The organism is Paenibacillus senegalensis JC66 (genome assembly GCF_000285515.1).
Taxonomy (GTDB): domain Bacteria; phylum Bacillota; class Bacilli; order Paenibacillales; family NBRC-103111; genus Paenibacillus_L; species Paenibacillus_L senegalensis.
On sequence record NZ_HE610964.1, the window covers coordinates 49,476 to 74,915 of the forward strand.

At 48.5% G+C, this 25,440-nt stretch carries 24 protein-coding genes; 4 read left to right on the top strand and 20 right to left on the bottom strand.

Features of this window, described 5'->3' with window-relative positions:
- Window positions 1-156 precede the first annotated feature (156 nt).
- Together PSHG_RS23620 and PSHG_RS23625 are read left to right on the top strand one after the other, a co-directional pair.
- On the top strand, window positions 157-948 hold the full coding sequence (locus PSHG_RS23620; protein WP_010278641.1) for a flagellar motor protein: 792 nt from the start codon (window positions 157-159) through the stop codon (window positions 946-948).
- Window positions 932-1,672, top strand: a complete 741-nt coding sequence (locus PSHG_RS23625) for a flagellar motor protein MotB (protein ID WP_010278643.1) — start codon at window positions 932-934, stop codon at window positions 1,670-1,672. Before PSHG_RS23620 ends, PSHG_RS23625 begins: the two co-directional genes overlap by 17 nt.
- An 82-nt stretch (window positions 1,673-1,754) precedes the next feature.
- Here PSHG_RS23625 and PSHG_RS23630 read toward each other — a convergent pair whose 3' ends face one another.
- From PSHG_RS23630 to ftsE, 5 genes are all read right to left on the bottom strand, one after another.
- Window positions 1,755-3,041: a PDZ domain-containing protein gene (locus PSHG_RS23630; RefSeq protein WP_010278645.1), complete on the bottom strand. Its 1,287-nt coding sequence runs from the start codon at window positions 3,039-3,041 to the stop codon at window positions 1,755-1,757.
- A gap of 157 nt (window positions 3,042-3,198) precedes the next feature.
- A complete protein-coding gene (locus tag PSHG_RS23635; protein ID WP_010278647.1) occupies window positions 3,199-4,653 on the bottom strand; it encodes a S41 family peptidase in 1,455 nt (484 codons plus the stop codon).
- A 114-nt stretch (window positions 4,654-4,767) separates the two neighbouring features.
- Window positions 4,768-5,991 carry a murein hydrolase activator EnvC family protein gene (locus PSHG_RS23640; protein ID WP_010278649.1) on the bottom strand — a complete coding sequence of 408 codons (1,224 nt, stop codon included), beginning with the start codon at window positions 5,989-5,991 and terminating at the stop codon, window positions 4,768-4,770.
- Between the two features lie 53 nt (window positions 5,992-6,044).
- Entirely contained in the window at window positions 6,045-6,962 is a 918-nt protein-coding gene (ftsX, locus tag PSHG_RS23645) for a permease-like cell division protein FtsX (RefSeq protein ID WP_010278651.1), read from the bottom strand.
- Window positions 6,952-7,638 (bottom strand): cell division ATP-binding protein FtsE, encoded by a 687-nt coding sequence (gene ftsE, locus PSHG_RS23650; RefSeq protein ID WP_010278652.1) that lies wholly within the window; start codon window positions 7,636-7,638, stop codon window positions 6,952-6,954. The genes ftsX and ftsE overlap by 11 nt, the downstream gene beginning before the upstream one ends.
- Before the next feature lie 333 nt (window positions 7,639-7,971).
- On the opposite strand from ftsE, the gene PSHG_RS23655 reads away from it, so the two are divergent.
- Together PSHG_RS23655 and PSHG_RS23660 are read left to right on the top strand one after the other, a co-directional pair.
- Entirely contained in the window at window positions 7,972-8,511 is a 540-nt protein-coding gene (locus tag PSHG_RS23655) for an HAAS signaling domain-containing protein (RefSeq protein ID WP_010278654.1), read from the top strand.
- Window position 8,512: 1 nt separating this feature from the next.
- The gene (locus tag PSHG_RS23660; protein WP_010278656.1) at window positions 8,513-9,403 is read left to right on the top strand and encodes a DUF4097 family beta strand repeat-containing protein; all 891 of its coding nucleotides are present in this window, start codon (window positions 8,513-8,515) and stop codon (window positions 9,401-9,403) included.
- A 79-nt stretch (window positions 9,404-9,482) separates the two neighbouring features.
- On the opposite strand, the gene argH is transcribed toward PSHG_RS23660, so the two are convergent.
- From argH to PSHG_RS23735, 15 genes are all read right to left on the bottom strand, one after another.
- Window positions 9,483-10,892: an argininosuccinate lyase gene (argH, locus tag PSHG_RS23665; protein ID WP_010278657.1), complete on the bottom strand. Its 1,410-nt coding sequence runs from the start codon at window positions 10,890-10,892 to the stop codon at window positions 9,483-9,485.
- A 79-nt stretch (window positions 10,893-10,971) separates the two neighbouring features.
- Window positions 10,972-12,210 (bottom strand): argininosuccinate synthase, encoded by a 1,239-nt coding sequence (locus PSHG_RS23670; protein WP_010278659.1) that lies wholly within the window; start codon window positions 12,208-12,210, stop codon window positions 10,972-10,974.
- Between the two features lie 89 nt (window positions 12,211-12,299).
- Window positions 12,300-13,256 carry an ornithine carbamoyltransferase gene (gene argF, locus PSHG_RS23675; RefSeq protein ID WP_010278661.1) on the bottom strand — a complete coding sequence of 319 codons (957 nt, stop codon included), beginning with the start codon at window positions 13,254-13,256 and terminating at the stop codon, window positions 12,300-12,302.
- 100 nt (window positions 13,257-13,356) lie between these two features.
- Window positions 13,357-14,550, bottom strand: a complete 1,194-nt coding sequence (locus tag PSHG_RS23680; RefSeq protein ID WP_316244855.1) for an acetylornithine transaminase — start codon at window positions 14,548-14,550, stop codon at window positions 13,357-13,359.
- Between the two features lie 40 nt (window positions 14,551-14,590).
- Window positions 14,591-15,388: an acetylglutamate kinase gene (gene argB, locus PSHG_RS23685; RefSeq protein ID WP_026021587.1), complete on the bottom strand. Its 798-nt coding sequence runs from the start codon at window positions 15,386-15,388 to the stop codon at window positions 14,591-14,593.
- Window positions 15,389-15,535: 147 nt separating this feature from the next.
- Window positions 15,536-16,762 (bottom strand): bifunctional glutamate N-acetyltransferase/amino-acid acetyltransferase ArgJ, encoded by a 1,227-nt coding sequence (gene argJ, locus PSHG_RS23690; protein ID WP_010278670.1) that lies wholly within the window; start codon window positions 16,760-16,762, stop codon window positions 15,536-15,538.
- Between the two features lie 37 nt (window positions 16,763-16,799).
- Window positions 16,800-17,849, bottom strand: coding sequence for an N-acetyl-gamma-glutamyl-phosphate reductase (gene argC, locus PSHG_RS23695; protein WP_010278673.1), 1,050 nt, complete (start codon window positions 17,847-17,849; stop codon window positions 16,800-16,802).
- A 127-nt stretch (window positions 17,850-17,976) separates the two neighbouring features.
- A complete protein-coding gene (locus tag PSHG_RS23700; protein ID WP_010278677.1) occupies window positions 17,977-18,861 on the bottom strand; it encodes a YitT family protein in 885 nt (294 codons plus the stop codon).
- 124 nt (window positions 18,862-18,985) lie between these two features.
- A protein-coding gene (prfB, locus tag PSHG_RS23705; RefSeq protein WP_148497856.1) for a peptide chain release factor 2 occupies window positions 18,986-20,108 on the bottom strand; the annotation gives its coding sequence in 2 pieces (ribosomal slippage) (window positions 18,986-20,035 and window positions 20,037-20,108; 1,122 coding nt in all).
- Window positions 20,109-20,229: 121 nt separating this feature from the next.
- A complete protein-coding gene (gene secA, locus PSHG_RS23710) occupies window positions 20,230-22,737 on the bottom strand; it encodes a preprotein translocase subunit SecA (RefSeq protein ID WP_010278683.1) in 2,508 nt (835 codons plus the stop codon).
- Window positions 22,738-22,938: 201 nt separating this feature from the next.
- Complete coding sequence (hpf, locus tag PSHG_RS23715) at window positions 22,939-23,493, bottom strand: ribosome hibernation-promoting factor, HPF/YfiA family (protein WP_010278688.1); 555 nt, start codon at window positions 23,491-23,493, stop codon at window positions 22,939-22,941.
- A gap of 209 nt (window positions 23,494-23,702) precedes the next feature.
- Complete coding sequence (locus PSHG_RS23720; RefSeq protein WP_010278691.1) at window positions 23,703-23,900, bottom strand: cold shock domain-containing protein; 198 nt, start codon at window positions 23,898-23,900, stop codon at window positions 23,703-23,705.
- Between the two features lie 302 nt (window positions 23,901-24,202).
- Window positions 24,203-24,538, bottom strand: coding sequence for a flagellar protein FliT (locus PSHG_RS23725; RefSeq protein ID WP_010278693.1), 336 nt, complete (start codon window positions 24,536-24,538; stop codon window positions 24,203-24,205).
- The gene (gene fliS / locus PSHG_RS23730; RefSeq protein ID WP_010278695.1) at window positions 24,531-24,932 is read right to left on the bottom strand and encodes a flagellar export chaperone FliS; all 402 of its coding nucleotides are present in this window, start codon (window positions 24,930-24,932) and stop codon (window positions 24,531-24,533) included. Before fliS ends, PSHG_RS23725 begins: the two co-directional genes overlap by 8 nt.
- A 100-nt stretch (window positions 24,933-25,032) precedes the next feature.
- A complete protein-coding gene (locus tag PSHG_RS23735; RefSeq protein WP_010278697.1) occupies window positions 25,033-25,413 on the bottom strand; it encodes a flagellar protein FlaG in 381 nt (126 codons plus the stop codon).
- Window positions 25,414-25,440 lie beyond the last annotated feature (27 nt).

The window sequence follows — 25,440 nt, forward strand, 5'->3', positions numbered from 1 at the left end:
AATTACTTAAATGAAACAATAACCCCTGCAAAAGGGGCTCATGTTACATTAATAAGAATGTTTGTTCTCCCTTATTATACCTTGTTTGTAACATGGTTGCAAATAGAGAAAATTACCTTAACCCATCGCAGGTTATACTTAGGAGTGGTATATAACGTGGATTTAACAACGATTATTGGCATGATTATCGGCCTGCTTGCTCTTATCATCGGTTACTTGCTGGATGGCGGACATTTGGATGCGCTGTTTGTTATTAGCTCCTTCATTATCGTTATTGGAACAACAGCCGGAGCGGTTATTGTCAGCTTTCCTTGGTCCCAGCTAAAAGAATTTCCGCAGGCGGTCAAAATGGCTGTTAAGGAGCCTAAGGACGAGCCCGAGGCGATTATTGAGGAGATCGTGGAAATGGCTACGATTGCCCGCCGGGAAGGCGTTCTCGCTCTGGAGCAGAAGGCTGTCGAGAACCCGAATCCGTTTCTTAAAGACGGCCTTATGATGGTTGTGGACGGCACCGATCCCGAGTTAACCAGACAAATTCTGGAGCTGGAAATGGATTCGATCGAGAATCGCCACGAGGGTTATGCCAAAATCTTCGAGTCCGCAGGAGGTTTCGCACCAACGATGGGGATTCTCGGTACGGTCATGGGCTTGATTCACGTTCTAGGCAACCTGGAAGCGCCTGAAACATTAGGACCTGCTATTGCCGTTGCTTTCTCGGCAACCTTGTACGGGGTGGGTAGTGCCAATGTTGTGTTTCTGCCGGTCGCCAGCAAAATCAAAATTCGCGGCAAGCAGCACATGACAAATCTGGAGCTTATGCTTGAAGGAATACTGGCTTTGCAGGCCGGTGAAAATCCCCAGCTTATCCGCAAAAAATTAACTTCCTTCCTGCACAGCAGTAAAAAGAAAACAGTGGAAGCGGGTGACTCCAATGGCGAGGAGAGGTAGGGGAAGCCACAAAGTTGTAGAAGCGGAAAACCACGAGCGATGGATGGTAAGCTATGCCGATTTCATTACTTTGCTGCTTATCTTCTTTATCGTTCTATACGCCATGAGCAAGGTCGACGTGGATAAATATAATGCACTGGCCCAGTCTCTTAATTTTCAGTTCAGCGGCGCGGAATCCCCAATTCAGGGAGGAAACGGAGTTCTGGATGCATGGAAACCGACAGAGGTTCAACAATTCTACAGCGATAGTAGGGATTTAGAAAATGACAGAGAAAAGGGCCTGCGCGATTTAACAGCCGAGATTAACGAATATATCGAGCAGCACGGTTTGGAGGCCTCTGTATATGTCAGCAATACTCCTCGCGGGGTAGCCATTACTCTTAATGATTTGTTTCTCTTCGACTTGGGAAGAGCGGATTTAAAGGAACCCGCTTATCCCATCCTCGAGAAGCTGGCAAGCTTGTTTCCTACACTGGATACCCATATTAGCATAGAGGGGCATACAGATGACATTCCGCTGGCCACCGGGTCGTATTATAAAGACAACTGGAGATTGTCTTCCGAAAGATCCCTTTCCGTGCTCCGCTACTTTACAAATGAAGCAAATTTGCCGGAATCGATGTTCATCTCTACGGCATATGCCGACACCAAACCGGTAGTCCCTAATACATCCGATGAGAACCGGCAAAAAAACCGTCGTGTTGAAATTGTTGTACTGCGTTAACTTATCCTACTCCTTAATCAAACACCTCACTCGTAGCAAATAAAAACCTCAGCCCAAACAAACCTGATCCCTTGTGCCGGGATCAGGTTTTTAGTTCGGGTGCATCCCCTGATGACAGCACACGATCCGGCTTCCGCCGGAATAAGCTGAGAAACCCTTTTGCCTCATGGGCTACGAAAAATGGGGCCTCCTCATCCGGGCACAGTAAAATCCCCAATTGATGGTGCTGATCAGCGAATACCGCTTTATTGATAAACTTGACGTGGCCATCCCTGTTCATGACCTCCAGCTTGCAATACGCCGGATTAAGCTGCATAGCCTGATGGAACTCGGCGCGTGTTTGGACTGGCCTCTGGTTCACCCGCTTAATGGTTTCTCCCGCTTGAATCCCCATTTCAGCCGCCGGACTCCTGGGCAGCACAGCCAGAATCTTCAAGCCTTCCCCATCAGACACATACAAGGGCTTCTTCTCCTCTTCGGCTCGATTGGCGGCTACAATTAACCATTCATGCAGAAGAAAACAAATCAGAGCGGCAACCAATGTCAGAATCGGCCAGTAAAAACTGGTGATGGCCAAGACAGCTGCAGTAACCGCATAAATGAACAGCATGCCGGAGGCCTGGCGGCTTTTCTCTGAAGGCAGATGCCCCAGTGTATATGAAGTAAATCCAATGAGTGCAGGAAACGCAATGAAGGTCCAGCCTGTACTGCTGCTTTCCAGCCAAAAAGGTGTCCATGGCAGCATAAGTCCGCCTGAGGAGGCAGGAACTAAGAGAAATAAAGGTACTGCCCACATTCCTTGTAGAAAGTACGCTCCTACTATTTTCCCCCGCTTGCCCCGCAGAAATAAAGGAGTGGCCAGCCTGGCTCCCTGCGATCGAACCAGCAAACCTTCAATCAAGTGAAGAACCGCAACCAGCATCAGCAGAGAAGGAATGTGGATACCGGCCGCTGTCTGAAAGATCCAGCCTACGCCTGCCCAATGCTGAGTCTCGGGAAAAGCTGCAGCGATGGTGAATAAACAGCCCGCCACTCCCGCTGAATAAGCCAGACAGGCGTAACGAATTCGGATCAGCATCAACAACAGGGCAATCCCCCATAGCAAAAGGACAGCATCAAAGCTCATCGAGAAGCCAAAGCCGAGCATGAGGACCGAAGCTGCCAAGCCGCCTAACCATCCCCATAGAATAGTTCTCCATGACTCCCCGAGCAGGGAATGAAGTCTGGTGTGAAACAATTTACGCTCCAGCCGGATTTGGCGGCGGTACTGCAGCACAATAATGAGCAGGCCAATATAATACAAAGGGTTTACTAACAAGCGTGCCAATGCCAGCAGTGCTTGCTCTCCCCACGAAGCTATCCCTTCCATGCCATCAACATCCCTTAAAAAGAAAATAGAAGGCGATTATCATCACCTTCTTGAAAAGATTCTACTCCCATTCGCTTTATTCCTGCTTGAACCGCATGGATTGTTCAACGAAAAAAGAATAAAATACTCAGGTCTATAAACTGTTTAAAGTACCATGTTAGTTATTAATTTGCTGCAAAATATAGTTTACGGCCTCAGTCAGTTGCTGATCGTTGGCAGGATCGCGAATTTCCTCAACGATCTTCGCTTCGAGACTTATCATCATCTGTTCTTCAACTTCGTCACTTACCGGCAGCTCATTATCTTGTTGGAAGGCTTTCACCACATCCAGTGTTTGCGCACTAAAATATCCGTCCGTGCGGTCAACAGGATAACCGAGCGCCTGCAGCATAATTTGCATGCTCCGCACATCCTCGCCGGCCATATCAAAAGTCAGCACTGCTTCCTTGTCTAACGGCTTGACCATGAAAAACTCCGGCTGTTTGACCTCAAGATCGGGCTCTACTCCGGTTTCATTAATCCAATTGCCGTCTGGAGTCAACCACTTATATGTCGTCATTTTAATGTTGCTGCCATCTCCTAGCTCTTCCTCAAACATGACTTGTACCGTTCCCTTGCCAAACGTCGTGGCGCCAACCAGATACCCATTGCCCGATTCTTTCAACGCACCTGCCAAAATCTCGGACGCGCTGGCACTTCCTTCATTGATCAGCACGGCAATCGGATAATTCTTCACCCCGTTCTCGTTACGGGAGAGTAAAGATTCTCTTTTGCCCGAACGGTCTTCAGTTAGAACTATAGGCTGTCCCTTCTCTATAAAGGGCTGGACGATATCGACGACACGATCGAGCAAACCGCCCGGATTGTTGCGCACATCAATAACTAAACCTTCCATGCCTTGGGATTCCAGCAACTGCAATTCTTCAAAAAAGCGCTTATTAGTCTCATAAGAAAATTGAGTAATTTCAATCTTTCCAATATTACCTTCTAGCATTTCGCTGTATACGGTCTCCAGCGGGATCGTATCCCTTACCAAGGTTACCACCATCGGTTCCGAAGATCCCTCTCGAAGAATCTCCAGCTTAACTTCCGAGCCCTTAGGGCCGCGGATTTTGGCTACAGCCTCATTCAGAGTGAGCCCATCCAACTTCTCCCCATCTACGCTGAGAATAACGTCCTGAGCCCGCAACCCTGCCTTTTCCGCAGGCGACTCCTTAATAGGCGAAACAATCGTGACTCTCCCATTCTGCATGCTCACCTCGGCGCCGATGCCCTCAAAGCTGGAGCTGATGCTTTCATCAAACTGCTTAGCTTCGGCAGCAGTCATGTACACCGAATAAGGATCATTCAGCGAAGCAAGCATCCCGTTAATGGCTCCATCCACAATCTGATCATGACTGACCTCTTCCAAATATTTCGTACGAATCAGGTCATAGGTGGTCGCGACTTTTTCCAGATCTTTATCCGTCAGCTCATTTCCTACCTCGCCGGCTTGTCCGGAGGATATTCTCCCTTCCAATATACCTGGATTCATAACGGTCATGGTAACTACACTACTTGCAAAAATGGCTAATACAATAAAAGCTATTACTGTTCGGCCTCGAAACACCATAATCCTTGCACCACCTTCTAATTCCAGACTTTACCTGCTAGTATATGACAAGCTCGTGCGGATTATTATCTCGGACGAATCGTCAGTTAGTTAATCCCCCAAAGGTATGCCATTTTAGAAAAGATATGGTCTTGGATTGACCGGCTTTTCATTGATACGGACCTCAAAATGAAGATGATTGCCGGTGGAATCACCAGTCGTCCCAACTTCGGCTATTTTTTGCCCTCTAGTCACAAAATCACCCTCACTGACAACAATCCCATTATTCCGAATATGTCCATACCACGTCCACATGCCGTCTCCATGATCCAGCACAACCGTATTTCCATATCCATTCACCCAGGATGCAATTAACACGATGCCATCTTCTGCAGCAGCAATCGTTGTGCCGCTAGGCGCAGCAATATCCATGCCGGCATGAAGTTTTTTCACTTTGCGGATAGGATCGATTCGGTATCCGAACTCCGATGTAATAATACCGCCGCTTGGAATCGGCCATTCCAATTGCCCGCCCGAATAACTGACATTAACCGGCTGGTTGGCCCGATTTGCCGCAGCTGCACGCTGCTGTTCCGCAATTAGTCTGTTCTTCTCCTCATAAAGCTGGGATTTCTCCTTCGCCAGCTCGACAAGTGCCTGCTCCTGTTCTTCGCTAAACTCTTCAGCCTGATGTTCTTGATGGGTCAGACTCGCAATCGCTACTTTCTTCTGTTCTTCTTTCACCAGAAGCTGCTGGCGAACTTCCTCCGCTTCTGCATAAAGGCGGCTTACATGCTCCAACTGCTCTTCAATCTGCACCTTCTTCTCGGCAATCAGATCGCGGTCCTGCTTGTTGGCTTCCAATAATCGCTTATCATTGCTTGAAATCGTGCGCAGCATATCGAATCGCTCAATAAAATCGGCAAAGCTGGTCGCGCTGAACAGCACGTCCAAATAGGAAACGGTGCCGTTCATATACATGGCTCTCACTCGCGACTTGAGCTGTGCATCTCTCTCTTCGACTCTAATTTCTGCTTCATCCAGCTCTTCACTGGTTCGATGCAGATTCTCGGTAACCTGGTGCACCTCATTGTTCAGTTGGTCCAGCTTGGCGACTTGCTGATCGATTTGATTGTATAGCTCCTGCAGGGTAATCAATTCCTGCTGTTTTTGTTCTCTCAGCTGGGAAATTTGATCGGCAGCCTGCTTTCTATTATCGGCCGCTTCCTTCTCGCGCTGCTGGATTTCCTCTAGCTTTTTATTAATCTCGGAGATTGATCTCGCTTCAGTAGCTAATGGTTGGATTAGAAGACCAACTGCAGTAATAACGGTGACGAATGCCAGCGATAACTTTTTCAAAGAGATACCTCCTATTTGGATTTGAAACTCATCAAAACGAATGCCGTCCAAGATTATACATTCAAGTACTTGCGCACTGAAATGACGCTGCCCCAGATTCCGATTAACATCCCTATCGCCAGCAGCAGCCCGCCAACAGGGTAAACAACCTCAAGGAAAGGTTTAAATTCAATGGACAGAATGGCCAGATCGACGGAAAAAACATTTAACAATTGCCAGTACCCGTAGATCAGAATGGCAATCGGGATGAAGGAGCCGAAAAAGCCCAGCAGTGCTCCTTCTATGAAAAAAGGCCAGCGAATGAAACCGTTAGTCGCACCGACTAGCTTCATAATCTTAATCTCGCGATTTCGGGCCAAGATGGTTAATTTGATCGTGTTAGAGATAAGAAACATCGCCGTAAGTGCCAGGCACGCTACCAGAACCAGGCCTACATTACGAATCACGGATGTAATTTTTAAAAGCAGATCGACAGACTCCTGACCGTAATCGACCTTAACGATCGGAGCTACTTCCTGACCCTGATTAAGAGCCAAAATTTCCTCTGCCGCCTGCCCCACCTCATGGGCCTCGTGGACTTCGACAGTAAACGAATCGTTAAGCGGGTTGTTTTCACCGTCAAGGCCTTCAAGGAAAGCCTCGCCGCTCTCTCCCATACGTTCCCGCAAAATTGCGAGCCCTTCCTCCTTGGAGATAAAAGTGACGCTCTGAATTCGATCCATGCTTTCTATATAGTTCTGGATCTCCGCAATGCTCTCCTGAGTGATATCCAGATCCAGAAATACTTTGATCTCGATTTGCTGTTCAACCTGCTCCGTAAGATGGTTAACATTAAGCGTCAGCAATAGAAAAACACCGAGAATAAACAAAGAAATGGCAATGGAGCTCACGGAAGCAAAAGTCATCCATCCGTTGCGAATAATATTTTTGCCGCCTTCCCGCAAATGCCTGCCGAAGGTCCTAATCGTCATACCCGTAATCTCCCCTCGCCTCATCACGGACGATCAAGCCCTGCTCAATGGCAATTACACGCTTGCGGATATTGTTCACGATTTCCCTGTTGTGAGTAGCCATGATGATGGTTGTTCCGCGAAAATTAATTTCTTCCAGCAGTTCCATAATACCCATCGATGTTTCCGGGTCTAGATTACCGGTAGGCTCATCGGCAATAATGACGGCCGGGTTATTCACGATCGCCCTTGCTATTGCTACCCGCTGCTGCTCTCCACCGGATAGCTGAGTGGGCAGTGAGTCTACCTTATCCTTCAAGCGGACCAATTCCAGCACTTCCATCGTTCTCTTGCGGATCAACTTCTTAGGAGCTTCTATAACTTCCATAGCAAAAGCAACATTCTCATAAATGGTCAGCTTGGATAGCAAACGAAAGTCCTGAAAGATGACTCCAATATTGCGGCGGACGAAAGGAATTTTGCGAGGCTTTAACTTTTCGAGGTTAAACCCGTTTACAAAGATTTGCCCTTTGGTTGGCCGTTCTTCTCTATATATCATCTTCATGAAAGTCGATTTCCCCGCTCCCGAAGGACCAACTACATACACAAACTCGTTAGGGTTGACTTTCAAATTGATTCCCCTGATGGCATGCGTCCCGTCCGGGTATGTTTTCCAGACGTCCTGCATCTCTATCATCTATTATCACATCCTGTTTGTATTAACACTCTAAGAACTTCGACATCAAACGCTAAATTCCTTTAGTCTATCAACAAAAGTTCACAAAATAAACGCATTTCCCCCTCTGTTCCTTCTACATTTTCTCGGAGCAGAAGCGTTAGCTCCCGTATGTTTGCCCTGCTGCTGATTGATTGTCTTAATCCCATTGCTAAATAAACAGATGCATGAAAACGTTATCAGTCATAAAAGGTCATATGACTTAAGGGACTTGGTAATTATGACTGCATTCCTGTAATGTAAGCAGTATCAAGTAAAGTTGAAATTGCTTGCCTTTTAAGGAAGGTGCCATACATGCTGAAGGATGAATTTTTCCGCGATCTGGAGCTTAAGCTTAAGGCTCTTCCGGCCTATGAGCGTGAGCAAATATTGCGGGTTTATGAGGACTTGTTCAATAAAGCTGCCGAAAACGGAAAGGATGAGCGCGAGGTAGCAGAATCACTGGGCTACCGTCCGAGCCCAAATCCTATATCATTCAAGCCTACTTTGGCTGCCGAAGCACACGAGGCGCCGCTGGAAAACACTCCGCGAAACCTATTCGCTGCGGTAGCCCTGGCTTTGTTTAACCTGATTTTTGTTTTGCCGCCGGTGCTTGCCGTGGCAATCGTGCTGATGCTGTTAGCTTCCGGCTCGCTGCTTATTATCGCGGTCTCTGTTCTCATATGGTTCTTTCCTATTTTGCCGCTGGCTGAGCTTCCGCATTTTTTCCTATCTTTGCTGCTGTTCGGGTTTGGGCTGCTTTGTGCGGTTTCATCGGCATTTCTTGTCAAATTTTGCATTGTCATTCTGGCGAAATATATACGAATCAATGTCAATTTAATCAGGGGGCAGTAGAATGAAAGGAAACGTATGGAAGTGTTTATTTGCCTTTTCTGCCCTGTGTATTTTAGTCGGAGCGGTCGGACTTTGGCTGACCTATAAAAAACCGATAGCAGCATCTGCCGAAAGGACTCTTTTACAGGAGCAGGCCTTCAACATGGAAGGGATCTCTCATTTCAAAATTTCCGCAAACCTTGCCAGCATCCACCTTAAGGAAGGCTCTGCCGCAGAAGTAGAGGTTCGCCTATTTGGCAAGCCTGAACAGGACAGTTTTGAATATCATATAGAGGAAGTTCGGAAGCCAGGCCAGACTGAAATGCTGGAGCTGCAAATTGTTACAGGCCGCCATCCCAAATTGAGCCTGCATTCTTTTTTTGCCGCTCTGGGCTCCCGGGATGCCCATTTTGCTACTATGGCCGAGGTCTACCTGCCCGCTCACCTGATGGATACAGTAGAAGTGTCCACGATGGTGGGGGATATTGAGGCTGTTGAGCTCGTCACGAACGAGCTTATATTGAGCAGCGAGCTGGGTAAAATCGAACTGGCTCATGTTCAAGGGACCGACATCTTGGTGGAATCAAGTGTGGGGGAAATTTATTTAACCAACATCGCAGCCCCTCTTAAAGTCAATAGCAATGTCGGCAAGGTATCCTGGACCAACGCCCGGCCTGAGCATCCGGTTGATATACGCACGGATGTAGGAGATGTAAAAGTTAACCTTCATCAGGCTCCGATCACCCTTGAGCTGGAAGTATTGCTAGGCACCATTCAGACTGATTCGTCAACTAATTTGCCGAGGGTTGAACAAGAAGAGGGCACCTACGTTCATGGGTCAATCGGTACAGGCGGTCCCCTCGTCAAGGTGTTGACCCATGTCGGCAATATTCAGGTGGAAGCAGCGCCTTAAACAAGCAACCTCCCGGTCGACGGATAACCGTAAACCGAGAGGTTGTTATATTGTAAGGCTATAGTTCTTTATCCTTCAGCTATTCCTTCAGATGCTGTTCTACCCAGCTTGCTGTTTGCAGACACTTTTCTCCAGCTCGTTCAATCGCAGCAGACACCTGGGGTGCAGCTGTGCCGCCATACACATTCCTAGCATTTACAACCTGCTCAGGCTGCAGCACATCATAAATGTCTTCATCAAACAGCTCAGAGAACGATTTGAATTCCTCTAACGAAAGATCAAGCAGATACTTTTTGTTTTGAATGCAGTACAGCACCGTCTTCCCGATAATTTCATGGGCTTGGCGGAAAGGCAAATTTTTATTGACCAGGTAATCGGCAATATCGGTTGCATTGGAGAAATCCTGGTTGACCGCCTGCCGCATCCGATCCCGGTTTACCTGCATAGTCGCTACCATGGGGGCAAATAATTGCAATGCTCCCTGCAAGGTTTTGACCGTATCAAACATACCTTCTTTATCTTCCTGCATGTCTTTGTTGTAAGCTAGCGGCAGAGCTTTCAGCACAGTTAACAAGCCAACCAGATTGCCGTATACCCTGCCTGTTTTGCCGCGAACGAGCTCGGCGACATCCGGATTTTTCTTTTGCGGCATAATGCTGCTGCCCGTGCAAAAAGCGTCATCCAGTTCCACAAAAGAAAATTCTGTGCTTGACCACAGCACCATTTCTTCGCACAACCTGGAAAGATGCATCATAATCATGGAGGCGTTGGACAGGAACTCAAGGATAAAGTCCCGATCGCTAACGGCGTCCAGGCTATTTTCGTACACCCGGTCAAACCCTAGCTGCTGTGCTACGAGATGACGATCAATCGGGAACGTCGTTCCGGCTAGAGCACCAGCTCCCAGAGGAAGCACATTAATACGCTTGTAGCTATCCTGCAGCCGTTCAATGTCTCTCTGGAACATTTCGAAGTAGGCCATCAAGTGATGGGCGAACAAAATAGGCTGAGCCCTCTGCAGATGCGTGTATCCGGGCAGAATCGTATCCAGGTTCGCTTTGGCTTGTCCGATTAAAGATTCCTGGAGCTTCTGAAGCATCCCCACAAATTCCACTACCCGTTGCCGCAAGTACAAATGCATATCCGTAGCTACCTGATCGTTACGGCTGCGTCCTGTATGCAGTTTGCCGCCGACAGGGCCGATTTCTTCAATCAGTGCTTTCTCAATGTTCATGTGAATATCTTCATCTTCTACTGAAAATTCCAGGCTGCCGCTGCGAATCCTCTCCAGCACCTTGTTAAGCCCGGACTTAATCGTCTCGACATCCTCTGCCGGGACGATTCCGCATTGACCGAGCATCGTCACATGGGCTAGACTTCCTTGAATATCTTCCTCAGCTAATTCCTTGTCAAATGTGATGGAAGCCGTATACTCCTCCACCAGCTGATCGGTCTTTTTGGTGAACCGGCCACCCCATAGCTTAGACACTGGGTCCGCTCCTTTCTTTATTACCAGCATGACTGACAAACGAGCCGCTTCCAGGCGGCCCGTTATTGTTCATTTGGGTTTATCCTTTGCGGTTCTGCTCCACTCCAGCAGACACTTTTAAGCGCAAAGCGTTGAGATTAATGAAGCCCGTAGCATCCGACTGATTATAAGCCTGCGTCGGGTCAGCCTCCATAGTGGCAATATCCGGATTATACAAGCTGACATCGCTTTTAATCCCTGCCGCAATGACGTTGCCTTTGTACAGCTTAACACGAACAGTACCTGTTACGTTTTTCTGACTTTCGGTTACAAGCGCCTGAAGAGCTAATCTTTCCGGAGCAAACCAGAAGCCATTGTAAACCAATGTGCTGTAGCGGGTAATCAGGGAATCGCGAAGATTCATCACTTCACGATCCATCGTCAGCGACTCCATCTGGCGGTGAGCGGCGAACAAAATCGTTCCTCCCGGCGTTTCGTAAACTCCGCGGCTTTTCATGCCGACAAAGCGGTTTTCAACCATATCGACGCGCCCGATACCATGTTTCCCTCCGAGTTCATTTAATTTTTCCATGACTGCAAGAGGGGACAGCGCCTCACCGTTAATCCCAACGCAGTTACCTTTGTCAAAATTCAATTCTACAATTTCTGCCTTGTCCGGTGCATCCTCCGGGGAAACGCTCAGCACATACATGTCCTTATTGGACACATCGCTGGCATCAAACCAAGGGTCCTCCAGCATTCCGCTCTCAAAGCTGATATGCAGCAGGTTGCGATCCATGGAATAAGGCTTCGCCGCACTTGCCTGAACCGGAATTCCGTGCTTCTCCGCATAGGCGATCATCTCGGCTCTCCCTGGGAACTGCTCGCGGAATGTTTCCAGGCGCCAAGGAGCGATAACCTTGATCTCCGGGGCGAGGGCTGCTGCGGCCAGCTCAAAACGCACCTGGTCGTTTCCTTTGCCGGTAGCGCCATGGGCAATCGCAGTTGCGCCTTCTGCACGGGCGATTTCCACCATCCGCTTGGCAATTAGAGGCCGGGCAATACTCGTTCCCAGAAGGTATTGTCCTTCATATAGTGCACCCGCTTGAAACATCGGGTAAATGAAATCCCGGGCAAACTCATCACGAAGATCATCGATGTAAACTTTGGATGCACCGGTACGCAGCGCTTTTTCCTCAAGCCCGTCCAGCTCTTCCTTCTGTCCGATATCCGCTGTAAAGGCAATAATTTCAGCATCGTAAGTTTCTTTCAACCAGGCTAAAATGACTGATGTATCCAGGCCGCCTGAATAGGCCAGTACAATTTTCTCTTTGGCCATCCTTCCCAACACCTTTCCTCCAACATAGATAAAAGCAAACGCAGGGCGAGCGCGCCGCCCGGCGTCATGAATACCAGGAATGATCCGAACTACATAATCGAGGCCATAACCGCCTTCTGTGCATGAAGACGATTTTCCGCCTGATCAAAAATAATGGAGTGTTTGCCTTCGAGCACACCCTCACTTACCTCTTCGCCACGATGGGCAGGCAAGCAGTGCATGAACAGGTAATCGGATTTTGCATACTTGACGAGCTCTTCATTCACCTGGAATTTAGCGAAAGCCGCTTCACGCTGCTTTTGCTCATCTTCAAATCCCATACTTGCCCACACGTCGGTATAGACGATATCCGCATCGACGATAGCTTCCTTAGGATCGGTAACAATGCTTAGCTGCGAACCGCTCTGTGAAGCCATCTCTTTAGCTGTTTCGATAATCGTCCGGTCAGGCGCATAGCCTTCCGGAGTCGCGATAGCTACGTTTACGCCAAGCTTCGATCCGCCTATCATTAAGGAATGGGCCATGTTGTTGCCGTCTCCTATGTAGGCTAATTTTAGCCCCTGAAGTCTGCCCTTTTTCTCATATATGGTTTGATAATCTGCGAGCGCCTGACAAGGATGGGATAAATCCGTCAAACCGTTAATGACCGGGATAGTCGCTCCTCTAGCCAGATCAATGGCCGTTCTATGAGCAAATGTACGCAGCATAATGCCATCCAAGTAGCGGGACATAACTTGAGCAGTGTCCCAAATCGTCTCTCCACGGCCCAACTGCAAATCGTTTTTGCTCAAAAATAACGCGTGACCACCCAATTGATACATCCCTACCTCGAAGGACACCCTTGTTCTTGTGGATGATTTCTCAAAAATCATACCTAATGTTTTGCCCTTCAGCGGCTGATAAACTTCGCCCTCACGATTTTTACGTTTTAGCTCTACCGCCAGATCGATCAAATACTGGATCTCTTCTGCCGTATAATCCACCAGACCAATGAAGTCCCTGCCCTTCAGATGGATACCGGTTTCGTTGGTTGCCGATTTGGTCATGATGTCACTCCTCTCGTATTAGCTGATTCCAAGGACAGCCCGCTCTTCACTTAAGCTCCGCACCCCAGGCCGCCCTGACTATTTTTCCAAAGACTAGGGATTAGCTGACTGATGCTGCTGCTTGCGCAGTCAGCACCTGACTAATCACCGCGATCCCTTCATCCAGCTCCTCGATCGTTACGAGCAGATTGGGCAGCAGACGAATGACCTGGGGACCTGCCGGCACCACCAGCACACCCTGTTGATGAATCGCTTGGATTAAATCTGCTACCGGTCCAGCACACTCGATTCCGATAATGAGGCCTTTTCCCCGAACTTCCTTGACTAGTCCGTTATCCTTCAGTTTTTCCTTAAGCTGCTGTAAAATGTACTCTCCCAGCTGCGCCGCGCGCTCAGACAGCTTATCACCTATTATCGTCTCCAATGTAGCCAACGCAGCAGCCATCGCAATTGGCGTACCGCCAAAAGTAGTCGCATGGGATCCCGGTGTAAATGCATCAGCCAAGAACTCCTTGCCCAGCATCGCCCCTACAGGAAATCCGCTTCCCAGCGCTTTGGCCATTGTAAAGATGTCCGGCTCGATTCCATAATGCTCATAAGCAAAAAGCTTGCCAGTCCGACCGAGTCCTGTCTGCACTTCATCGACTATAAGCAGGAGATTATATTGCTTGCATAGGCGGGCTACCTCTGTGATGAAGTCTTTATCGGCCTCAATAACTCCGCCCTCCGCCTGCACCATTTCCAGCATAATGGCACAGGTTTGATCGGAAATCGTCTTTTCCAGTACTTCCACATCGTTATATGGGGCATAGACAAAGCCTTCTGGCAGGGGAAGGAAACCGTCCTTAACTTTATCCTGTCCGGTTGCCGTTAGTGTAGCCAGTGTACGTCCATGGAACGATTGATGGAAGGTGATGATTTCATATTTCCCGGTTCCCAGCACCTTTTGATGGTAGCGCCGAGCCAGCTTGATCGCCGCTTCGTTGGCTTCTGCCCCGCTGTTGCAAAAAAACACGCGATCCGCGCAGCTGTTATCGACAAGCATCTGAGCTACCTTTTCCTGTTGAGGTACATGGAACAAGTTGCTTACATGCCATAGCTCATCAAGCTGCTCAACCAGCTTTTGCTTGATCCCTTCCGGCGAATGGCCAAGTCCGGTAACTGCGAGCCCGCTCATTAAGTCAAGATAAGACTTCCCATTTTCATCCCATAGGCGGCTCCCCTTACCTTTTACTATCGTAATTGGATATCTTCCGTATGTCGGAAACAGTGTGCTTGCCGATTGTTTACTCATGCCCTTTCCTCCCATCATGGCAATTCCGCCCCCCGGGCGGTTAACCTTCAACGACAATTTTCGTTCCAATCGCTTCACCATGGATAACCCTGCTCAATATGTCAGGAACTGACCCGTCAACAATGACGACCTCCTGCACATCACCTTGAATGCATTTAACCGCAGCTTTCACCTTTGGGATCATGCCATCGTAAATATCACCTGAGACGATCATCTCTTCGATTTCGGCAACGGTCACTTTGGGCAGCACTTGCATCTGTCCGTCAATCTCTTTCAGTATTCCGGGAACATCTGTGACAACAATCATCCGCTCAGCCCCTAAATGAGAGGCAACGGCCCCCGCCGCAGTATCGGCATTGATGTTATAGCGCTGATTGCCATCCTTGCCTAGGCCGATCGGGGCCACGACCGGTATAAATCCGAGGCCTATGATCCCCTGCAGCAATTCAGCGTTCACGGCTGCAACTTCACCAACAAGCCCGACATCAGCAGCATTGGAAACCGGCTGAGCCAGGATTAGATGCCCATCTACACCTGATAAGCCGATTGCTTTTGCCCCCGATTTCTGGATTCTGCGCACCACCTCTTTGTTGATCTGCCCGGCCAGCACCATTTCGACGACATCCAGAACCGCTTCACTGGTTTTGCGCAAACCGTTAACGAATTCGGTTTCGATCCCTAATCGATCCAGTGTACCGGATATGGCAGGGCCGCCGCCGTGAACAATAACCGGCATAGTGCCCTCCGCCTGAAGCTTCCCCATATCCGCGAAAAATGAATCAGGCAGCGCCGTCAATGTGCTTCCTCCACATTTAATAACAAAACAGGGTTTACTCATTTTTCTAACGCCTACTTTCCTCCCTATCTGCTACCTGGAATGCTCCGGCACATGCCAAACAGCTATTCATGATAGCGGAAAAAACTCTAAGCAAAGCAAATAAAGTAATTGCCGATCAGCATGTTGTGATTTCCCTTATCCGCTTTCTTACGTACGATATGCCGCATTAATTCGCACATAATCGTAGGTCAAGTCGCAGCCCCAGGCAGTGGCACTGTGCTGTCCCATATGCAGATTAACGTATATATGCACCGAGTCGCCCTTCAAATATTCCGTTGCCCGTTCCTCATCAAACGGAATGGGGCGAGACTGCTCCATCATGATGATATCGCCAATGCGAATGTCTACGGTTTCTACATTAACCGGTTGACTGGCTCGGCCTACGGCGGCAATGATCCGTCCCCAGTTGGCATCGGCTCCAAAACAGGCGGATTTGACCAGGCTGGAACCGATGACCGTTTTTGCTATCGCTCGTGCAGCCTCCACTGTCTCTGCCCCGTCGATCTTAACCTCAATTAACTTGGTTGCTCCCTCTCCATCTCTGGCGATCGCCTTCGCCAGAAACTCCGCCACATGGCGGAAAGCTGCAGCAAAGGCAGCCCAATCCGGATGTCCCGGATGCAGAGCATCGCTGCCGGTCAAGCCGCTGGCGAGAACCGCAACCATATCATTGGTGCTTGTGTCTCCGTCCACAGTGATCATATTAAAGGTCGAATCGGTGACCTCATTCAACAGCCGTTGCAGATCCTCCGGCTCGATTTTCACGTCCGTTGTCATGAACCCTAGCATGGTGGCCATATTGGGATGAATCATGCCTGAGCCTTTGGCCGCACCGGCAATATGTACCGGCTGCCCATTGATCATCACCTGCACGCAAATCATTTTTTGCACAAGATCTGTGGTCAATATCGCCTGGCAAAAGTCGTCGCTGCCCGTAAAGGTAACCTTCTCGGGCAATCGCGCAATTCCTTGGCTCAGCTTCTCCATGGGCAGCAGTTCTCCTATGACACCAGTAGATGCAACGCCCACCAATTCCTCTTGCAGGCCAAACGCCTTTGCCATGCTGGCCCGCATAGTCCGGGCATCCGCCTCGCCTTGTTTCCCCGTACAAGCGTTGGCATTACCGCTATTCACCACAAAGGCCTGCAGCCTACCCGAAGCAGCCAGGCTTTCTTTGGTAATGATAAGAGGCGCAGCCTGAAAAGCATTTAATGTATAAACTGCGGCCGCAGCCGCAGGCACTTCACACAAGATCGCACCGAGGTCATGTCTCTGTGTTTTTTTGAGGCCGCAGTGCAGACCTCCCGCCCGAAAACCTCTGGGGGTAGTAATTCCACCATCCGGTACGATGGTGTACTGCTGGCTAGTACTCATCTTCTTGTCACCTTTCCTCATCCCAAATCGCTATATGTTAAGGATAGACCGGAACAAAGTTAAGACCTAATGCTTCATCCCAGCCCATCATCAGGTTCAAGTTCTGAATGGCCTGACCGGCAGCCCCTTTAACGAGATTGTCGATAACGGAGATAACGGTAACCCTGCCCGTGCGCTCATCCACAGAAAATCCAATGTCGCAATAATTAGAGCCGCGCACTTCCTTCGTGGCAGGCCATTTGCCCACCGGACGAAGACGAATAAATTTGCGGCCGGCATAAAAGCCTTGATATAGTCCGAGCAAGTCCTCATCCCTGCGGCTCTCCTTTAATTGGGCATAGGACGTACATAGAATTCCTCGCGTCATGGGAACCAAATGGGTAGTGAAAGTGGCCACAACCTCCTGTTCCGCAATTCTTGAAAGGATTTGCTCAATCTCGGGAGTATGTTGATGCTGGTTTACTTTGTAAGCAAGGAAATTTTCATTGATTTCCGAATAATGGACGAGCTGGCTGAGACCACGCCCGGCACCGGATATGCCCGATTTAGCATCGATGATGATCGAGCTTGGGTCAACCCAGCCTGCTTGTAACAATGGAATAAGTCCCAATAAAGCAGCCGTTGGATAGCAGCCTGGATTCGATATAAAATCTTGGCCCGCCACTTCGTGTGGAAACACATCAGCAAGACCATATACCGCCTGGTCGACATATTCCTTGATAGGCGGTTTGCGCTTATACCACTGCTCATAAGTCTCGAGCGATTTCAAACGGAAATCCCCGGATAAGTCAATCACCTTCATACCTGCTTGCAGAAAACGCGGAGCCAATTCCGCGCTTACCCCATGAGGGGTTGCAGTAAACACGACATCCGCTTTACTGCGGATCAGATCAATGTCAATTCCGTCCAAATCTTCTGTAATAATTTCCGAAAGATGTGGAAACCCGTTTGCGATCGGCTCACCGGCGCTGGAAGAAGAGATTACGGAAGTAATCTCGACGTACGGGTGTCCATGCAACAACCGAATCAGCTCGACACCACCATATCCGGTGGAACCGACTATAGCCACTTTCACTGGCTTACTCATGCGCTTCTCCTCCCTGTATCATCGCACCGAACAGACTTAAGATGTGTATTATTATACATTCATTAGAATAAAAATTCAATTGGTTTTTCATCTCTACGGCCAGTCCAGCCTTTTCTATTGTACCTATTTACCCGTTCACTTTAAAGCCTTCGCCCAAAACTTCTTTGGTGTCACTAATCATGACAAAAGCTTCAGGATCGATCGCTTTTACAATCGTCTTAAGTCTGGATACCTCGGCCTGACTGACTACGATCATCAGGATAGTTCGGCTATCGCCCGTATACCCGCCCGTTCCGTTCAGCTTGGTCAGTCCCCGGTCGAGATCATGGAGAACAGCCTGTGATATGGCCTCGCTTTCCTTTGAAATCACATAGGCCACCTTGGAAAAGGTGAAACCCGATTGCAGGATATCAATCGTTTTGCTGGCGATATACAAGCTGATCAAAGCAAAAAGCGCGATTTCGGGCGTAAACACAATGCCTGCTCCGACAATGACGAGACCATCGAGCAGGGCCACTGCCATCCCTAAGCTCCATCCTGTCCAGCGATGAATCAGCTGCGCGGCCAGAGCAAGGCCGCCCGTAGAGCCTCTAGCTCGAAAAACGAAGCCCAGGCCAACGCCTGTCCCTATCCCCCCATAAAGTGCCGCCAGCATCACATTGTCGGTCGGGGCCGGCCACCCTTCAGTTAACCAGACGAAGAAGGGAAAGATCATCGTGCCGACAGCCGTCTTAATGGCAAAATCGCCCCCAAGCACGGTTAATCCGGCAGCAAAGAGCAGCCCGTTCAGAATCCACTGAATAAACGCGGGCTTGAATCCGGTGAGCTCTTCTACGATAATCGAGATCCCTGCCACCCCACCTGACGCAATCTGGTTCGGGCTCAGAAACAAATTAAAGCTGCTAGCCAGGATGAAAGCCCCGGCGAGTAAAAGCACATATTCCCGTAACCGTGCCACGCCGCGCATAGCCGGTACAGCTGCTTTTCTTCTTTTACGCTTCAACCTCAGCACACCTCACTAGCATTCTCCTGTTCAGGATGCTCTTCTTCTCCCTTTCGTACAAGAAAAAAATCCTACACCACTATGGATGTAGGATAAGCGGTTTATCTCTTTCTTATGTTAGCGCCTGCCAGCATTAATCTTTAGCACCCGGCTTGGTATCCATTTGGCTTCGCAGGTAAGCATCGATCAAAAAATCGAGCTCGCCATCCATCACGGATCCGACATTGCCGGTTTCAGCCTGCGTCCGATGATCCTTAACCATGCTGTAAGGGTGAAACACATAAGAGCGGATTTGGCTTCCCCAGCCAATCTCCCGCTGCTCCCCGCGAATTTCAGCCAGCTCTTGGCGCTGCTCCTCCAGCTTGCGTTCGTACAGCTTGGAGCGCAAGATCTTCATCGCCCGTTCCCTGTTCTTAATCTGGGAACGCTCGGTTTGACAGGTCACAACCACGTTAGTCGGAATATGCGTGATTCGGACCGCCGAATCAGTCGTGTTAATGTGCTGGCCGCCGGCTCCACTCGCCCGGTACGTATCGATTTTCAAGTCCTCGGTGCGAATCTCGATATCGACATCATCGTCAATCTCCGGTACAACGTCACAGGATACGAATGAGGTATGCCTGCGCCCGGATGAATCGAAGGGAGAGATGCGGACGAGACGGTGAACACCCTTTTCTGCTTTAAGATAGCCGTATGCATTAAAGCCTTTGATCAATAAGGTGACACTCTTGACACCCGCCTCATCTCCGGGCAGATAATCGAGCACTTCGACCTTGTAATCCCGCTTCTCCGCCCAGCGGCGATACATCCTAAGCAGCATTTCCGCCCAATCCTGCGATTCTGTGCCCCCGGCTCCAGGGTGAAGCTCCAGAATAGCGTTCATTCTGTCATAAGGCTCGCTAAGCAGCAGCTGCAGCTCGTAGCTCTTCAGCTTTTCGGTGAGCTTGGCAACTCCCTCTTGAAGCTCGCTTTCCAGGCTTTCATCGCCCTCTTCTTCTGCAAGCATGAGCATAACTTCCAGATCCTCGTACTCCTGATTGAGACTCGCGAATTCGGCGACTACATCCTTTACCGCATTTAGCTCGGCGATCATCTTTTGTGCACGATCATTGTCGTCCCAAAAGTCCGGTGCGCTCATTTTTTCCTCAAAATCAGCGATCTGTTCTTGCTTGTAATCTAAGTCAAAGAGACCCCCGAAGTTCTAAAAGTCGTCTTGCTATATCTTTCATGGCTTGCTTGATTCCAATATCCATCATCATCTATGCACCTCTTATCGATCATCTTTGTTCTGCCCAAGACTTGGCTTTACCATCCATCCTGGAACATTAAAACGTGTTTAGGCATATCCCATGAAGCCGCAATGCGTTCTACTAAAGTTTATTTGCCGCAGCACTGCTTATACTTCTTGCCACTCCCGCAAGGACAAAGCTCGTTGCGCCCAATCTTATCATCCCGCCGCACGACAGGACGCTTTTCTTGAGCTTCTCCACTCGGATTTACGGCTTGCCCTTCGGCGACTGCTTTTCTTTCCAGGTTAGTCTCGACATGGGCCTTCATAATGTACTTAGCCACTTCTTCCTGAATGCTTTCAATCATTCGCTGGAACATCTCGAAGCCTTCGAATTGATATTCCCGCAGCGGGTCAGTACCTCCGTATGCGCGGAGATGAATACCTTGGCGCAATTGATCCATGGCGTCAATATGGTCCATCCACTTGCTATCGACTGCCCGCAGCACGACAACCTTCTCAAATTCCCGCATATGCTGCTCGCCAATTTCCTCTTCACGCTGCTTGTAGAAGCTATCCACCTTTTCCTTAATGAACTGGACAATTTCTTCCTTTTCCTTACCCCAGATATCATTCTTATCCAAGGTGCCCTCTTGAAGGAAGGTGCCATTCGCATAATCTACGACAGCCTGCAGGTCCCACTCCTCCGGAACCTGATCAGCCGGGCAATGGGCGTCCACAATACGCTCAATCAGCGGATAAATCATATTGAGAGTGATCTCCCGGATATTGTCCGCTTCCAGAACTTCCCGGCGCTGCTTGTAAATAATATTACGCTGCTGGTTCATGACATCGTCATACTGCAGAACCACTTTACGCATATCGAAGTTGTTGCCTTCCACCCGTTTCTGAGCAGACTCAATCGCCTTCGTAATCAGCCCGCTTTGAATTTCCTGATCCTCTTCAAAGCCAAGCTTATCCATCATCCCCATAATATTCTCGGCCCCGAAGCGGCGCATCAATTCATCCTCGAGCGACAGGAAAAACTGGGAGGAACCCGGGTCCCCTTGACGCCCGGCACGTCCGCGAAGCTGATTGTCAATCCTCCGGCTTTCATGTCTTTCCGTACCTATAATATGCAGGCCGCCGAGCTCAGCTACTCCTTCACCGAGCAAAATATCCGTTCCGCGGCCCGCCATATTGGTGGCGATGGTCACCGCTCCCGGCTCACCTGCGCGAGCAACGATCTCCGCTTCTTCCGCGTGATGCTTGGCATTCAGAACTTTATGCTTAACGCCCTTCTTCTTCAGCATGTCGGATAAACGTTCGGAGTTCTCAATCGAAACCGTACCAACCAGCACGGGCTGGTTGTTCTGATGCTTTTCATGAATCTGCTCAACGACTGCGCGGAACTTACTATTAATGGACTTATACACCACATCCGGTAAATCTTTACGGATCATCGGGCGGTTCGTAGGCACAATGATAACTTCCAGCCCGTAAATTTTCTTGAACTCTTCTTCCTCTGTTTTAGCAGTACCCGTCATTCCCGCAAGCTTCTGGTACATCCGGAAATAGTTCTGGAATGTAATGGTTGCCAGGGTCATGCTTTCGTTCTGTACCTTCAGCTTCTCCTTAGCCTCAATCGCTTGGTGCAGACCCTCGCTGTACCTTCTACCTGTCATCAGACGGCCCGTAAACTCATCAACGATGACCACTTCACCATCCTGAACGACATAGTCGGTATCCCGCTTCATGATCGCTCTCGCCTTTAACGCTTGCGTGATATGATGGTTCAGGGTAACATTCTGATGGTCGAACAAATTCTCAATGCCAAAGGCACGCTCTGCCTTCGCGACACCTTCTTCCGTCAGCGAAACGGAGCGCATCTTAATATCGATCGTGTAATCTTCCTCTTCCTTCAAGGTGCTGACCAGACGATCGGCCGCGTAGTACAGATCAGTCGATTTGGCTGCTTGTCCGCTAATAATTAAAGGAGTCCGCGCCTCATCGATCAGGATCGAGTCCACCTCATCGATAATGGCAAAATTAAGCGGGCGCTGTACCATTTGCTCTTTATACAGAACCATGTTATCCCGCAGGTAGTCGAAGCCGAACTCATTGTTCGTTCCATAGGTAATATCACAGGCATAAGCCTCACGCTTTTGGTCGTGAGACATGCTGTTCAGATTCAGACCTACGGTTAATCCGAGGAACTTATAAATCTGACCCATTTCTTCATAACCGACTGTGGCCAAGTAATCGTTCACTGTGACCAAATGAGCTCCCTTGCCAGTCAGAGCATTCAGGTACAAGGGAAGCGTTGCGACCAGCGTTTTCCCTTCCCCGGTCTTCATCTCAGCTATGCGTCCTTCATGAAGCACCATTCCCCCAATCAGCTGAACATCAAAATGTCTCTTATCCAGCACCCGTTTGGAGGCCTCACGCACTGTAGCATAGGCTTCCGGAAGTAGGGCGTCCAGCTCTTCCCCATTAGCCAGCCTTCTTTTGAATTCATCCGTCTTGTCTCTAAGCTGATCATCAGAGAGGCGTTGGATGGTGGGCTCCAGCTGATTGATCTGGTCCACGACCTTGCGCATTCGTTTTATTTCACGTTCATTTTGATCGCCGAATATTTTTTTAACGAGTCCAAGCATGGGTTGTACCCCTTTCAAAGTGGAAATTCCAATATACGCAAAACGCTATGTTATGCAATATCCGATAACGTTTCAAGTATACAGAAATTGTAACAGTTTGCTTCCCCTGTCGCAACAAAAGGAAAGAATAGGATTTCATCTAAAAAAGCCCATTCGTCAAAAGACGAATTAGGCTTTGGTGCATGCTTTCTGTTATTAAATTTAAGAAGTGGGTTCGATCAGGCCGTAGGTTCCGTCATGCCGCTTGTAGACAACGTTGACATTCTCCGAATCCTCGGTATTGGAGAAGACGAAAAAGTTGTGGCCGATCATGTTCATCTGGAGGATTGCTTCTTCTACATCCATAGGTTTCAGGGTGAAGCGCTTAGTACGTACCAGTTCGAATGAGTCCTCTTCCGCAGCTCCTCCGTTCAAAGCGGGATCTTCCACGAAATAGTTCTTCAGCTGTCCGCTTTCTTGACGCAGCTTGCGGTTCACTCGCGTTTTGTGCTTGCGGATCTGTCTTTCCAGCTTGTCTACCACCGCATCGATGGAGGCATACATATCATTGCTCTTATCCTCTGCCCGCAGCAGGACTCCTGTCAAAGGAATGGTCACTTCCACCCTCTGAACGTCCTTCACTACTCTTAAAGTTACATTTGCTTCCGAAGTGAGGGGGCTTTCAAAATACCTTTCGAGCTTACCCAGTTTCTTCTCTACGTATTCTCGCAAACTCGGGGTTACTTCCATGTTAGCACCACGGATATTGAATTTCATTTTAACTCCTCCCTTCTACCCATATTATAAACCATTTGAGGGGTCAATAACAAAAGCAGTGTAGAAGAATATATGAACATTTCTCCCGGCTTTATTATTTTTACACGAAAAAAACCCCGGAAAACACCGGGGTTGATTCAAACCTGTTAAAACAGGCAAAATCTATGAGACAGCGGCAATTCCGCTATAAAAGTCTATGCATCAATGGATTACAGTTTAGTTACGTTAGCCGCTTGTGGTCCACGAGCTCCTTCTACAATATCGAATTCAACTTCTTGGCCTTCGTCCAAAGACTTGAAGCCTTCTTCCTGAATTGCCGAGAAATGTACGAATACATCTCCGCCTTCTTCCGTCTCAATGAAACCGTATCCTTTTTCTGCGTTAAACCATTTCACTTTACCTTGCATTCGAAACATTCCCTTCGTTTTCAAATAAAGTGTGAAAGCGATTCACAACTTGACTATACCATTGGGCTAACAACGATGTCAATTAAAACCAATTGGGGACAATTTTCAGAAAAAACACAATTCACATTTCATCAACGCATTTATACACAAGATGAAACCTTATTTTCATTAGTTATTCACAGAGTTATGCACATTATCCACAGGTTGAGGACAGACTTGGCTTGTGAATAGTGTGTAGAAAAAAGGCAAAAAAGGTCGAAAAAATGAAAAACCGTGGATAACTCATCCAACGGTCGGAAAACTCATTTTTTCTTATCAAACAGTACGGCATCGGGAGTCCAGCTAGGGTCGTAAGCGGCCCTCTGTTTTTTTGCCTTGGAGCTTCTCTCCAAATGCTGGCGGGCCTCCTCCCTGAGCTCCTCCATGCGGGCTTGGATAACCGGATCATACCGAAGAATGTCAGCTATTGGCTCCCGGTACATCTCCGCACTCTTATGTCCTTCCAGAGCCTTCCGGATTTGTTGAACGATCCGCTCCCGCTCCTTCACAAAGTCCTCCACCTCTTCGAAATCAGCAGTAGGCACCCTCTCGACAAAATCAAGCGTTAATGTTTTTAAAGAAGAGATCAGGTTATCCATTGACAACACCGGCAGCCTGGGCATTAGCTTTCTTGGCAGCTTCAACCCAGGTTTCTTTGAATTCTACTAAATACCCGAGGACTTCTTCCGCTGGCTCCGCCGCTTTTTTTGTATTAGCTTCAATGAGCCGATAATTGAAGTACTCATACAATTGGGATAATTCCTGGGAAACCTCTATGTTTCTATCGAGACTGGCGGAAAGCTCAGAGATGATATTTTGTACTTTGCATAAATTCAAGTTTGCTTTCTCGTAATTGTTCTCATGAATCCCTTCTATACCGGCTCTGCAAAACCGGATTGCTCCATCACAGAGCATAATCAGTAACTGCGCCGGTGTGGCTGTCTGCACGGATGTCTCTAGATACTTATTTCTATTTACCTGCGCTTGAAACATAGAATTGTCAGCCTCCATTCCGTATAATCATTGTGGCTAATTCATTTTCTGGCTGTTCCATTGTCTTGCTATTTCATAGTCTGGCTATATCATTGTGCAGCTATTTCCTCTCGTCAACAATTAAGCCTGCCATTTCCCATATTTTTGCAATAAAGTCCAAAGTTTTTTCCGGCGGAATTTCCCGCAAAGTGTCTCCTGTCTCATAATCCAGGACCTTCACCATAATCTGATTGGTCTTCTCATGGACAGATACTTCCAGATAGGTTGGTTTACCTTGTAGTGATTTAGCTGCCCTTTCGATAGCCATGACCAAATGCTCGTCGCCGACAGGAATTTTCTCTCCTTTAAGTTCAGCTGCTTTTAACTGCTTGAGCGTTTGAATTGAGGATAACATCCGTTCAGCAATTCGCTGTGAAGCGGCAGCAGGGATACTTCTATCTAACGACACGCTGCCCGAGCTGGGTGGAAAATTAGTATTCAATAGAATCTTCCTCCGTTTTAACAAAAT

What these genes read in the sequence shown, in the direction of transcription:
- PSHG_RS23625 (WP_010278643.1), top strand. Translation starts at nt 932, where the DNA reads ATGGCGAGGAGAGGTAGGGGAAGCCACAAAGTTGTAGAAGCGGAAAAC.
- PSHG_RS23630 (WP_010278645.1), bottom strand. Translation starts at nt 3,041, where the DNA reads ATGGAAGGGATAGCTTCGTGGGGAGAGCAAGCACTGCTGGCATTGGCA.
- PSHG_RS23635 (WP_010278647.1), bottom strand. Translation starts at nt 4,653, where the DNA reads ATGGTGTTTCGAGGCCGAACAGTAATAGCTTTTATTGTATTAGCCATT.
- ftsX (WP_010278651.1), bottom strand. Translation starts at nt 6,962, where the DNA reads ATGACGATTAGGACCTTCGGCAGGCATTTGCGGGAAGGCGGCAAAAAT.
- ftsE (WP_010278652.1), bottom strand. Translation starts at nt 7,638, where the DNA reads ATGATAGAGATGCAGGACGTCTGGAAAACATACCCGGACGGGACGCAT.
- PSHG_RS23655 (WP_010278654.1), top strand. Translation starts at nt 7,972, where the DNA reads ATGCTGAAGGATGAATTTTTCCGCGATCTGGAGCTTAAGCTTAAGGCT.
- PSHG_RS23660 (WP_010278656.1), top strand. Translation starts at nt 8,513, where the DNA reads ATGAAAGGAAACGTATGGAAGTGTTTATTTGCCTTTTCTGCCCTGTGT.
- PSHG_RS23670 (WP_010278659.1), bottom strand. Translation starts at nt 12,210, where the DNA reads ATGGCCAAAGAGAAAATTGTACTGGCCTATTCAGGCGGCCTGGATACA.
- argF (WP_010278661.1), bottom strand. Translation starts at nt 13,256, where the DNA reads ATGACCAAATCGGCAACCAACGAAACCGGTATCCATCTGAAGGGCAGG.
- PSHG_RS23680 (WP_316244855.1), bottom strand. Translation starts at nt 14,550, where the DNA reads ATGAGTAAACAATCGGCAAGCACACTGTTTCCGACATACGGAAGATAT.
- argB (WP_026021587.1), bottom strand. Translation starts at nt 15,388, where the DNA reads ATGAGTAAACCCTGTTTTGTTATTAAATGTGGAGGAAGCACATTGACG.
- argJ (WP_010278670.1), bottom strand. Translation starts at nt 16,762, where the DNA reads ATGAGTACTAGCCAGCAGTACACCATCGTACCGGATGGTGGAATTACT.
- argC (WP_010278673.1), bottom strand. Translation starts at nt 17,849, where the DNA reads ATGAGTAAGCCAGTGAAAGTGGCTATAGTCGGTTCCACCGGATATGGT.
- secA (WP_010278683.1), bottom strand. Translation starts at nt 22,737, where the DNA reads ATGCTTGGACTCGTTAAAAAAATATTCGGCGATCAAAATGAACGTGAA.
- hpf (WP_010278688.1), bottom strand. Translation starts at nt 23,493, where the DNA reads ATGAAATTCAATATCCGTGGTGCTAACATGGAAGTAACCCCGAGTTTG.
- PSHG_RS23720 (WP_010278691.1), bottom strand. Translation starts at nt 23,900, where the DNA reads ATGCAAGGTAAAGTGAAATGGTTTAACGCAGAAAAAGGATACGGTTTC.
- PSHG_RS23725 (WP_010278693.1), bottom strand. Translation starts at nt 24,538, where the DNA reads ATGGATAACCTGATCTCTTCTTTAAAAACATTAACGCTTGATTTTGTC.
- fliS (WP_010278695.1), bottom strand. Translation starts at nt 24,932, where the DNA reads ATGTTTCAAGCGCAGGTAAATAGAAATAAGTATCTAGAGACATCCGTG.